6 protein-coding genes are annotated in these 12834 nt (G+C 37.8%); 3 read left to right on the forward strand and 3 right to left on the reverse strand.

Translation table 11 applies throughout. The annotated features are described in order from the left end of the window. Positions 1-167 precede the first annotated feature (167 nt). On the forward strand, positions 168-5501 hold the full coding sequence (locus ACERII_RS13010) for a DUF6359 domain-containing protein (RefSeq protein ID WP_373642798.1): 5334 nt from the start codon (positions 168-170) through the stop codon (positions 5499-5501). A gap of 132 nt (positions 5502-5633) precedes the next feature. On the opposite strand, the gene ACERII_RS13015 is transcribed toward ACERII_RS13010, so the two are convergent. Together ACERII_RS13015 and ACERII_RS13020 are read right to left on the reverse strand one after the other, a co-directional pair. After that, entirely contained in the window at positions 5634-7628 is a 1995-nt protein-coding gene (locus tag ACERII_RS13015; protein WP_373642799.1) for an EAL domain-containing protein, read from the reverse strand. A 973-nt stretch (positions 7629-8601) separates the two neighbouring features. Further along, positions 8602-8778 (reverse strand): hypothetical protein, encoded by a 177-nt coding sequence (locus ACERII_RS13020; protein ID WP_373642800.1) that lies wholly within the window; start codon positions 8776-8778, stop codon positions 8602-8604. A 150-nt stretch (positions 8779-8928) separates the two neighbouring features. On the opposite strand from ACERII_RS13020, the gene ACERII_RS13025 reads away from it, so the two are divergent. Next, positions 8929-10938, forward strand: coding sequence for a PAS domain S-box protein (locus tag ACERII_RS13025; protein ID WP_373642801.1), 2010 nt, complete (start codon positions 8929-8931; stop codon positions 10936-10938). 161 nt (positions 10939-11099) lie between these two features. Here ACERII_RS13025 and ACERII_RS13030 read toward each other — a convergent pair whose 3' ends face one another. Then, complete coding sequence (locus tag ACERII_RS13030) at positions 11100-11594, reverse strand: DoxX family protein (RefSeq protein ID WP_373642802.1); 495 nt, start codon at positions 11592-11594, stop codon at positions 11100-11102. A 582-nt stretch (positions 11595-12176) separates the two neighbouring features. Here ACERII_RS13030 and ACERII_RS13035 point away from each other — a divergent pair. Then, positions 12177-12758 (forward strand): thioredoxin family protein, encoded by a 582-nt coding sequence (locus ACERII_RS13035; RefSeq protein WP_373642804.1) that lies wholly within the window; start codon positions 12177-12179, stop codon positions 12756-12758. The last annotated feature ends 76 nt before the right edge of the window (positions 12759-12834 follow it).

A 12834-nucleotide genomic window follows, 5' to 3' on the forward strand; every position in this document is an offset into this window, starting at 1 on the left:
TTCCTTTTGTTCATTTACTTTAAAAGAATTTTACATGCATCACATACTGACTTAATGTTGATGCTTTAAGTTTAGATAGTGTCGAGTTACTAGACTTGTAAGAGAGGGAGGGAAACTGTCCTGTTTATAAGGTAGTATAAAAGCTTGAATTTAGAAGGAGGAACAGAATGAGAAGCAAAACGATGAAACGAATGTTGAGCATGCTCTTAATTTTTACTTTACTTGTATCTAATTTTTCATCCGTTCTTGCAATGCAGGTAAGTGCGACTGATGGGGATGTTATCTCAGTTAGTGAAGCAATTGCAAATAACAGTGGAACAGCAACGGTGGAGGGTTATATCGTTGGAACTGTGTCGTCATCGAGTAATTTCACATTGGATCCACCATTTTCAAGTAAAACAAATCTAGCATTAGCTGATTCTCCGGAAGAAACAGATTTATCAAAAATGATTCCGGTGCAATTAACAACATCTGGAATTAATGTAAGGGCAGCATTAAACTTAGTAGATAATCCAGAAAATTATCAAGCGAAAGTTCAAATTACAGGATCATTAGAAGCATATTTTTCCATTCCAGGTCTAAAAAGCCCTTCTGCCTACCAGATCATCGAAGGTGGACAAGCTCCTGAACCAACTCCAGAGCCGGAGTTAACGACAATTGCTGAAGCTCGCGGAATGGACCTTAATAGAGATGTAATTGTCCGTGGTGTAGTAACAGCTGATAATTCGGCTATTGGGGGAACTCAATTATCAACCTACATTCAGGATGAAACAGCAGGTATTAACCTGTTTGCTTTTAGTCCTGCAGGTTTTCCCGACTTAAAAGAAGGTCAATTGGTTGAAGTCCGTGGATCATTGGCGGAGTTCAGAGGACTTCTTGAAGTACTACCAGAATCTATTGAGATACTAGAAGAAAATGTAGCATTACCAGAACCAACCACTTTAACTTTAGTAGATTTACAGAATCCAGCAATAGCAGAACCGTTAGAAGGATCCCTTGTAAAAGTATCAGGTTACGTTCAGAACGTACCTAGCTCTCCTGCTGGTGGAGGATATAATGTTTCTTTCGTAGATTCCGATTTTAATAGTACGACGCTACGAGTAATGACAGGAACCAATGCCATTGGAGAACTAGAAGTTGGGAAATGGTACGACGTTACTGCGATCCTTAGTCAATACGATTCCTATCAAATATTACCGAGAAAAGTTTCCGATATTGTTTTAGCAGAAGAGCAACCAGAACCACCAACTGCTGCTGGAGAATATACCGCAACGGTAATGTCTGTAACTGATGGTGATACCATACGTTTAACCTCTCCAGTCCTAGGAGCAGATCGTGTTCGTTTCTTAAATATTGATACACCTGAAACGGGGATGGGTTCAGCAAATGGTGCGGATGGAGACAATCAAAATGAACACGGAGATTATGCAACAGAATTTTTACAAACATTACTTCAAGCTGGAGACGAAGTTACGCTAAAAATTGGAGAAGAACCAACAGATGCGTATGGTCGTTTGTTAGCAGAGGTTATTAATGAAGACGGGATTAACACAAATCTTGAATTGGTGAAAAATGGCTATGCTGTAACGTACTTCATCTGGCCAATTGGAGATGAAGCTAATTACCAGGTTTATCAAGATGCTGTATTAGAGGCGAAAAATAATGAACTAGGTATTTGGAATCCAGCAAATCCATTAACACAATTACCATTTGAGTATCGAGCAATTCTGAACGGGGGAGATTTCCATCGATATGTAGGAAATTCTGATACGATGGAATATGTTATTCCTACAGAATGGTCTACTGTTCCTGTAGAAAAACGAATTTTCTTTGCGAACGAAGCAGAGGCGGAAGCGAATGGATATACTCCAGCGGAAGACAGTGGGGAAGAACCAACTGATCCAAGCGAAGATCTTGTTTCCATTCAATTATTAAACTTAAATGATTTACACGGAAAAATTGATCAAACTTATAATTTAACAAATGATTTTGGAATTGCAGCTGCAGGGCGCATGGATTATGTGGCAGCATATTTAAAAGAGTATGAAGCGATGAATCCAAATACTTTCATTATGCATTCAGGAGATATGATTGGTGGTAGTTCGCCAGTTGCAGCCTTATTTCAAGATGAGCCAATTGTTGAAATGATGAATGAAATTGGCTTTGATATTGGAACAGTTGGAAACCATGAATTCGACGAAGGAACAGCCGAACTTCTTCGAATGGTACATGGTGGAGACCATCCAGAAGGAAAAGGGTCAGAGGGCTATGGGGGTATGGACTTCCCGCTAGTTTGTGCTAACTGTGTATATAAAGACAGTGGTGAAACCATTTTACCTCCATATGAAATTATGGAGATTGCAGGAGAGCAAATTGGTTTTATCGGAGTAAATACAACAGCAACATTAAATATGGTTATTCCAGATGGTATTGCAGACATCACTTTTACAGATGAAACTGTGGCTGTAAACGCGGCTGCAGAAGAAATCACTTCTCAAGGTGTGGAAGCAATCGTGGTGTTAGCTCACATGGCAGCATCACAATCGGGAACAACAGCAACAGGACCGGCTGCAACGTTAGCGCAAAATGCTCATGAAGCAGTAGACATTATTTTTGCCGCACACAATCACCAAATCGTTGATGCGATGGTGAATGATATATTAATCGTACAAGCTCTTGATTACGGAAAAGCATTTGCTGCGGTAGACATAATGATTGACCCTGTAACAGGGGATATTGTGGAGAAACAAGCGGAGATTGTTTTTGTTGATCAAAGTCAAATTGATCCTGATCCAGCTGTCGGAGCAATTCTCTCTAAATACGAAGAGCTCGTAGCACCAATTTTAAATGAAGTGATCGGTCATGCTGCAATTGACATGATCGGTGATTACTCCAACGATGGAGATACACCACTTGGAAATCTATTGGCAGACGGTATGAAGTGGGCAATGGATAGTGACTTCGCTCTCATGAATGGTGGAGGAATCCGTGATAATCTAAGTGCTGGTCCTATCACGTACAATAATCTGTTTAATATTCAACCGTTTAATAATGTTCTTGTAAAACTAGAGATCACGGGAGCGGATTTAGAAACGATTCTCAATGCGCAAATCTCTCCAGGATATGGACCAGATTATAGCGTTGCAGGATTCTCTTATACTTGGGATCGTTCCACAATGAAAGTGGTTGATATCTTCCTTGAAGATGGAACACCAATTGATAAGAATGCAACGTATACCGTTACAACTAATAACTTTATGGCATCGTCCACTGGTGCCAAATATTTACCGATCAGTCAACTTGGGAAAAATATGATTATTGGTCCCGAAGATTTGGAAGCGACTGTTGCGTTCGTACGTTCTTTCGATGGGCCAATTGCATATGAATCAGAAGGACGTATTGAAGAGGTTGAAGCTGCACCACCTGTGGATCATGGAGCGGTTTCAATAGCAGAGGCACGTTCCTTGGAAAATGGGTCTGAGGTAACAGTAGAAGGTGTTGTTACATCCACTCCAGGAGTATGGGGAAGCAGAGGCTTTTATATTCAAGATGAGACTGCTGGAATTTACGTTTTCCAAAATGCACACGATGTGGAAATGGGAGATGTTGTGAGAATTACAGCAATAAGAGGTCAATTTAATAACGAAATACAATTGAGTAGTCCAACGAACATTGAAGTTTTAAGCCAAGGAGCTACATTACCTTCAGCTAATCTTTTATCACCGGCAGAATTGACGAAGAATTATGAAGGACAACTTGTGAAGCTAGAGGGAGTAACAATCTCTGAGCTAGAACAAGTAAATAATTTTGGAACCTTTGAATTCATAGCAACACTTGAGAATGAATCTGCTCTCGTTCGAGTGGATAACCGTTCAGGTTTAGCATTCTCTGGCTTTGAGTTTGAAAACGGTGATGTGGTTGATGTAGTTGGGGTTGTTGCAGAATTTAATGGAACAATGCAATTAAAGCCACGTATGGCATCTGATATTGTAGAGCATGTTACAATTTCTTATACAACGCTCGAAGCTGTTCGTGAAGGTGGAACTGGCCAGGATGTAACAGTCCGTGCAGTCGTTACAACAACTAGCGGCGGATGGGGAAGCAAAGGCTTCTATATGCAAGATGAAACTGCTGGAATTTATGTTTTCCAAGGAAGTACTGATGTGAAACCAGGGGACGTAGTTGTAGTTACTGGTAGAACTAGTTCTTACCAAGGGGAGTTCCAGCTATCTAATATAGAAACTGTTGAGGTGGTCGGTAAAGTAGTTGTGCCTGATGCAAAAGAAATTTCTATTGTGAGTGACATAGCTGATGCTCAAGGTGAATTATTGTTTGTGGATGAAGCTGAAATCATCGAAATAAAATCACCTGATAACTTTGACAATATTGAATTTATTTTGGAGAAAAATGGAGTTGAATTTACGGTTCGAATTGATAGCCAAACATCGTATAAAGGCTCTGAATTTACACACATGTACAAAGTAGGAGATATTGTTACTGTGACTGGGGTAGGTTCGTACCATTCAAACCGAAATATCTTAAAATTACGTCATTCACATGATATTGTACTAATCGAACGACCAGAAACACCTACACTACCAGAAATACCAGCAGATACTAAAGTGATCGAGGCAGATTTCAGTGATGTAGTGGAAGGTACAGATGTAGAAGTAGACTTTGTTGATGGAGAAGTAGAACGTAATGCAGTTTTCTTCACTGCATCTCAAATTGCTCAACTTATTAGTAAAAATGCTATTTTAGTTTTACAAAAAGAAGATGTGAAGATTTCTCTTCCAGTATCTCTATTCACAGGAGAAGAGGGCGTTATCTTTACAATAGAAGAGCAAACTGAGGAAGTTGTAGATGGAGCCCTAAGTAAAGTATATCGCTTTGAAATAAAACAAGGAGACACTGTATTGTCTCATTTTGAAGAACCGATTACTTTGACTTTTACATTAGCTACACCAATAACAGAAGATGCTAGTGTGGAAATTCGTTATTTTAATGGGCAAGAGTGGATTTCTGAAGACGCAAATGGACATGTGTATGGAGGAGACATTTCTGAAGATGGTCTCTTCGTAACTGGTACAACGAGGCATTTTAGCACTTTTGCAGTGTTTGAAGTGGCTGCGCCAGAACCAAGTCCAGAGCCAAATCCAGGACCAAGTCCAGAACCGAATCCAGAGCCAACAAAACCTGGAGATGATGAAGATGATCAAGATCCACCAACAGTGGTCACTCCAGAAAAACCTGAACAACCGGGTGAAGGAGGAGAAGGTAAGGACAATCCAGAGCCTCCAGTTTCCAAGGAAGACAAGGAGAAAGATGGTAAGGGTGGTAAAGGTACTGAAAAAGGGAAAAAAGATACAAACAAACATTCTGACGATAAATTACCAGAAACAGCAACCAATAGTTTTACAATGATTTTCATTGGATTTGTTGTTCTGCTACTTGGTGTATTTGTAACAATAGTTAATGTAAGAACAAGAATCATAAAGTAAATAATCGGAAGCACGGGGACGGTTCTCGTGCTTCTTTTTATAATTACTCTAGAAGGAAGCAGTGGGGACGGTTCGCGTGCTTCTAATTATAATCATTCTAAAAAGAAGCAGAGAGAACCGTCCCCACTGCTTCTAAGTTTTGCTTTGTTTTATAAATGGTTCTAATTCCTCCACTGGTATTGGTTTACTATATAGAAACCCCTGGAGTAGGTGGCAGCTATGTTTTTGTAGAAATTGAGCTTGTTCTTCGGTTTCTATTCCTTCAGCAATAACTTGTAACTTTAAACTATGTGCAAGGTTAATAATTGTTTTAACGATTGCTTGGCTTTTAGTATCTTTAAATATGTTATGAATAAAAGAGCGGTCTATTTTAATTGTATCGATTGGAAAGTCTTTTATATAGCTTAAAGAAGAAAAGCCTGTTCCGAAATCATCAAGCGATAATTTTACTCCTAATTGATTAAGCTGTAATAGTGTACTCAATGCTTTATTTTTGTCTTTCATCATCGTACTTTCTGTGATTTCCAATTCCAAACATGAAGGAGGAAGAGAATTGCTTGTTAATACCTTAGAGACAAGACTAACTAAGTCTCTTTGGTAAAATTGCTTTGCAGACAAATTCACCTTGACAGTGATTAGGAAACCGAATATTTCGTTCCACTTTTTAATTTGTTTACATGCTTCTCGTAAGACCCATTCATCGATAAAAACAATGAAACCGCTTTCTTCTGCGATGGGAATAAACTCATTAGGTGATACAAGCCCATTTCTAGGATGCTGCCAACGTATAAGTGCCTCCACACCAAATAAGGTGTTCGTCTTTGTATTAATTTGTGGCTGAAAATATAATGTAAATTCATTTTGCTTTAGTGCTTTTTGTAAATCCAATTCCATTTCTCTTTTTATGGTCAATTGATCCTGTAATTCTTGATGAAAAAAAGTATAGGAATTCTTCCCGTTGATTTTGGTTGAAAACATTGCGATAGCCGCATTTTTTACTAAAGTATCGGCAGTAACTCCTTGGTTAGGATACATACTAATGCCTATACTTGAAGTTACATGACATTCAATCCCTTCAATAATAAACGGTTTAGAAATGGCAGTTAGTATCTTCATTGCTAGCTTTTTCAAGTAAGATTCATCCGTTTCAACTGGTGGCATGATCATAAATTCATCGCCAGAAACACGTGCGACAACCGTTTCCTTATCTACACATAATTTTAGCCGCATCGAGACTTCACGAATAATTTTATCTCCATTCGAATGATTTAACCAGTCGTTGATGTGCTTAAAGTTGTCTAAGTCTAAGCAGTATATACCGAATGTAGTATTTCGCTGTACTTGTATTATTCGTTGTGTAAGCAGCTGGGTGAAATATCTTCTATTTGGTAAGTCTGTTAGAGGATCGTGAAAAGCCATATGAATAATTTTCTCGTCGGATATTTTTTTATCTGTTATATCCATATTCATTCCTAAAATAGCTTCTTTTCCTTTATACATAATCTTTGTTGAGTTTGCTTGTACATCTACTGTTTTCCCATCTAAGCGAAGTAATTTTGTTTCGTATGGTTGCAATGAAACACGATTATCCAAGATAGTTTTGGTTCTAGTATCCACAAGATGACGAAGTTCTGGTGGGATAAAGTCAGAAGATGGTCGACCTATAATTTCTTTCGGATCGTTAGCCCCTATCATTTCTGCACCAAATTGGTTAATATACGCTAATGTATCGTCCATTTTTACAAAAATGGAAATAGGAGCTAAATCCACTAAAGTACGATAACGTTGCTCACTTTCCTGTAATGCTTTTTTAATCTGTTCTTCTTTTGTAATATTTTTTGCAACGAGAAGTGCACCGAGTGTTTCATCACTTTTTCCACGAATTTGCTTGCCATTCGTTTTGATTAATGTAATGTCATTTGCTGAGTTCTTAATAGGATATGTTTCCTTGTCTACATGTTGTCCTTGCAATGTTTTATTCAAAAGACCGATTGATAGATCATTGTCATTCTCTCCGATTATGTCACGATATGCTTGATTCATGAACGTGACTTTCCCATTGCGATCACAAGCGATAACGCCATCTTCCATGCTATCGAGAATAGAGGTTAACGTTGATTCTCTCAATGCCAGATCGTGGAGCGTTTGTTTCAGTCTTTTATTTATTGATAATATGATATATAGAAACGGGGAGAATAACAGTGCGAAATGTTTCTACCCCAAATTGAGAATGGTCACATTACTCAGGTAAAAGGTAGACAATTCCCCTTCGGGGAGTTGAAGGGTTATATTGAAGAGTCAAATGAAGGAGTAACGTCCCGAAGGGCTCTCTCTTAGTCGAATAGCACTTAATTTAGTAAGAATGCTAGTGTTATAAGCTCGGTGAAAAGGCGTGAGAATTTACCGTAACAGTTCGGCTGACGAAAACCTACCTGCGAAGGTGGTGTAAATCATGATGCTTGTGTTGAATAAATATGGTGAGAATGCATTAAATCCCACAAAAATAAGGGTTTTGCTGACAAACTTCTGAAGGTACGGGTCTATACCTCCAATACATAGAAATGTGTATATCACCAAATGTGAGGTTAGCTGTGGATGAGTAAGACTTGCTAATATGAAAATCCATGATATGTTACAGGCGTATGAATGCTAACAGGCTTATAGGAAGCACCTAAGTTTATTTCATAATAGATATAACTCAACGTTGTAAGCTGATGACGTGGAGGGCTTACTCCCTGAGAAACGGTAACAAGGAAAAACATAGTGATATTAGCTATGAAATAACTTGTTTTTATATTAGTGAAAGTGGTGGCACAGTACCTATGAAATGTCTAATCCACACGGAGGGATAGCCACTAGACTAATGAAGTTTCATTTAATCATGTAAGACGACTCTTTATCGAATAATAAGGTTCTTGTAAGACTAATAGAGGTTTACCACCCAAGGGTGGCACCGACTTATTAAAACGGAAGACGCTGAGATACAGTTGTTTCAAATGTATCTATGACTAAATTAAATGGATTAGTTGGAACGCCGTATGAGGTGAAAGTCTCATGTACGGTGTGAACAGGGGGAAAAGGGGGAGATAACTTCAAACCTTTACCTATCTATATAAAGAATAAAGCCTATTTGTAAAAGACTTGAGAGTAGGCCATTGTATTGAAGTAACTCGTGTGCAATAGAATGTAAATAAAGAATAAGGGAAACGATAAGAACGAAATAGATAGATAATACTAATACTTTATTTATAGAAATAGCTCTAAGTTTGCTATACATGTAAGTCGCCACCACTTTGCAAAAAAATATCGGAATTTGTGTTAATATGTCTTAATTCTAACACAAATCTTGTATATAGGAACAGGTACTATTAAGTATTGTGTTATTGTTTTGTTATTATTCTTTGTCATTCGTTAGGAGAAATACGATATGCTTAATAAACTTTTTGAAAAAAACAAAGAAGATTTTGTAACATTTATTGATTGTTTTAGAGATGCAATTTTTGTAATGCGAGTAATGAATAATTCATTTTACTATGTAATGATGAATCAAGCGGGAATGCAGTTGGCAGGATTGTCCAAAAGTGATCTGAATAAAGAAATAAGTAGTGCAATACCTGGAGAAATTGCCAGTTTTTTAAAAGAGAGATATATGGAGGTAACCCAGAGGAAAACGCAGATTCAATATGAAGACGACAGCATGAATGGCTTCGTTGGAGAAACAATGCTTACTCCGATTTTTGCTGAAAGCGGAGAGGTTGATTATATTATCGCTGTTACAAGAGATATAACCGAGCGTAAAAAAGAATTAGTGAAACTAAAAGTAAACGAACAAAGGTATGAATCTCTAGTACAGCTGAATTCGGATGCGATATTTTCCTTGGATTTAGAGGGGAATTTTCTTACCCTTAATAAGGCTGGAGAAGTAATTTCAGGATACAAAGTAGAGGAGCTATTGTTTAAGACATTTCTTGATATTATCGCCGAAAAAGATAAAGACAAGTCAATAGCACGCTTCAAAGGGGCGATCAGAGGGGAACAGCAAAAGTATGAACTGACTATTATCCATAAAGAGGGCCCCCATGTACAATGCTTAGTAAAAAACATTCCGATTTTTGTTGATAATGATGTTGTTGGGATTTATGGTATTGCCCGAGATATTACCGTTGAAAAAAGAATGTATGAAGCGATTAAAGAGAGTGAAGAGCGCTATAGTGATTTAGTAAATCAATCACCTGATCCTATTTTTATTCATCAGGATGGTTTTATTCAATATTGTAATACAGCAGCTGTTCGATTATTAGAGGCTAGTGGATTAGAACAACTATTTGGAAAATCCATATATGATTTTTCTACAATTTCTTATAAGAAAAAAGTACGTGAGAGGAACGAACAGTTGTTAAAGGAAAAGAAGGTTGTGAAGGACGAGGAGCAAATTATTACGATTAATGGAAAATCAATCGATGTGGAAGTAACTACGATATTGATACACTACAAAGGAAAGCAAGCGATTCATTCCATTGTAAGAGATATAACGGAGCGAAAGCAGTTAGAAAAGGATTTAAAAAGAAGTGAAGAGCTCTATCGACTTATTGCAGAAAACTCTACAGATATTATCCAACTACTAACAACTGAAGGGAAAGTTGTTTACGCATCCCCATCTCACAAGAGGGTTTTGCGTATTAATCCAAGTGATTTTTTGGATAAGCATTTAAAGCAGTTCGTTTATCATGAGGATGAACAGAAATTGATAGATTCCTTTAACAGAATTAAAAATGTGCAAACCATTCGTTCGGAAGAGGCACGTTTTTACCATGCTTACCGGAACACTGTGTGGCTAAGATATGATATGATTCCTATTTTTGATACAGATAATAAGATCGAGAGTATTCTATTTGTTGGAGAAGATATTACAGCTAGGAAAAAATATGAGGAAAAGATACATTATATGGCCTATCATGATGCTCTAACGGAACTTCCCAATAGAAGTATGTTCTCCAATCGGTTAAAAAAAGCAATGGTACATGCAAGAAAAAATGGAACACAGGTAGCAATTATGTATTTAGATTGTGATAATTTTAAACCAATTAATGATGAATTAGGTCACGATGCAGGGGATGTTTTTCTGAAATCCTTTGCTTTCCGGTTGAAAAACTGTTTGAGGGAAACAGATTTAATTGCAAGAATAGGTGGAGATGAATTTAATGTTTTATTAGAACATATCGAGTCAGAGGCAGAGGTAACATCAGTAGCACAACGCATATTAGAAGAAGCTGAAAAGCCCTGGGAATATAGCGGTGTAACTTACTATGTCACTTGTAGTATAGGAATAGCGATGTATCCAAAGGACGGAGAAGAAATAGATACTTTAATTAAAGTAGCAGATGAAGCGTTGTACGATGCTAAGAAAAGAGGAAAAAACATGTTCAGCAAGCGATGAGTTAGCATGGGGGAAGCATTGGGGACGGTTCTCTTTGCTTCTTTTTATAGTCATTCTAAACAGAAGCAGGAAGAACCGTCCCCACTGCTTCCTGCGAAAAAGCACCTTCTCAAGGGGGAGAAAAGGTGCTCTTTCTTTTTGTTGTTTATTACCTATGATGCTTACGCTGTAGCTTTAACAAATTTTCCTTTGAAAACTACTGTGTTGATATAAGGTAATACGTAGCGGTCTCCACCAAATTTACCAGCGTTGTAGCCAGCAGCTAGGATGAAAATTGTTAAAAGAATCATCCAAGGGTTAGTAGATACAGTTCCTGCAAACATGAAAGCAAAGTTCATCATAATTCCGAAGAATGCTGCCGCTGTTGTTAATACTCCAAGAATCAAACCAATTCCAACTAGTAACTCGCCCCAAGCAACCATGAAGCTAAATACTCCTGCGTTTGGGAGTGCGAAAGTTTCGATAAACGCGTGATATGTTGGGTAAGTGTTCATTACTGTTTCGTTAGCAACTACTCCGTTTAAATATCCAGCAGCACTAAAATCACCAGTTACTTTGCCCCAACCTGCAGTCATCCAAGACCATCCAAGATAGATACGTAATAACGTTAAAGCTCCAGCAGCGTATACATTGTTTCTTAAGAAATTCATAAACATAATAAGTTCCTCCTCGTAGGGTTTGATTTATTGGAAGATTGTCTGTAATCAATCATCAGTAAATTAATAAGTTATATAATAGCTTCTGTGATGCGGAACAAACTCTTTTGGGTTTGTTATGTGTGTGAGTGATCACTAACTATCTTCACTCATAGTATATAATGAAAAAGTATGTGAAACTCATCACATATGTGAACGTTCTGTTGCAAAGATGTGAAGGAATTGTGACTTCAGATCCCATTTGACTGAAATTACATGATTTATGTATGAGTTCACATGATTTCTTGTTCAAATTAAATGATTTTATTATCCAAATACATGATTTTCCCCCTCAATTTGAAGATTAGCTAACCTATCGGAAAATACTCATTCGATTTTCTTAGAGAAGTTACTTAGCTAGACTTAGCTAGCTATTCTCGGACCTAATAAATGGAATTACTACAAATTTCTAGATACAAGGTTCGGATAATCGAATAATTTCACTTGAATTAGCCACCAATATACTGACTATTGTTTATCTTCGAACAAAATATTGGTACACTATTAGATGAAACACAAACACAATATAGGAGGAATATGGACATGACATTTACTTTACAGTTAGGTGAGCAAGCTCCGAGTTTTTCTCTTCCAGCAACGGATGGGAAGACGTACTCCTTGGAGAATTTTTCTGATGCAGAAACGTTAGTTGTGTTTTTCACATGCAATCATTGTCCGTTTGTAACAGGTTCCGATGAAGTTACGCGGCAAACAGTAGAGAAATTCGCGGACAAAGGGGTTCAGTTTGTTGGCATTAATTCAAACAGCAAAAATACATACGAACATGATTCGTTTGAGCATATGGTAGAACGAATGGCGGAGCAAAAGTTTCCGTGGACGTATGTAAGAGATGAGTCTCAAGAAGTTGCGAAGGCGTATGGTGCGTTACGTACTCCACATTTTTATGTATTTGATAAGGATCGTAAGCTTGTGTACACAGGGCGTGGAGTGGATAACCCTCGAGATGCAAGTAAGATTACAGTGAACGATTTAGAAAGCGCTTTATCGGAGCATGTTGCTGGTAAAAAGATCAGTGTTCCACTAACGAATCCTATTGGATGCAATGTGAAGTGGGATGGCCAGGATGAGCATTGGATGCCTGCAGCAGCGTGTGATTTAGTTTAAAAATAGTGCTAGTTTAATAGAAGTAGTACTGCCAAGTTGTGATAACTTGGCAGTTTTTGGTGCGCCCAGCATGGGG

It is taken from the genome of Evansella sp. AB-rgal1, assembly GCF_041820985.1.
GTDB lineage: Bacteria > Bacillota > Bacilli > Bacillales > Salisediminibacteriaceae > Evansella.

Excerpts from the sequence above, each read along its gene's own strand:
- ACERII_RS13010 (WP_373642798.1), top strand. The coding sequence starts at position 168 with ATGAGAAGCAAAACGATGAAACGAATGTTGAGCATGCTCTTAATTTTT.
- ACERII_RS13025 (WP_373642801.1), top strand. The coding sequence starts at position 8,929 with ATGCTTAATAAACTTTTTGAAAAAAACAAAGAAGATTTTGTAACATTT.
- ACERII_RS13035 (WP_373642804.1), top strand. The coding sequence starts at position 12,177 with ATGACATTTACTTTACAGTTAGGTGAGCAAGCTCCGAGTTTTTCTCTT.
- ACERII_RS13030 (WP_373642802.1), bottom strand. The coding sequence starts at position 11,594 with ATGTTTATGAATTTCTTAAGAAACAATGTATACGCTGCTGGAGCTTTA.
- ACERII_RS13020 (WP_373642800.1), bottom strand. The coding sequence starts at position 8,778 with ATGTATAGCAAACTTAGAGCTATTTCTATAAATAAAGTATTAGTATTA.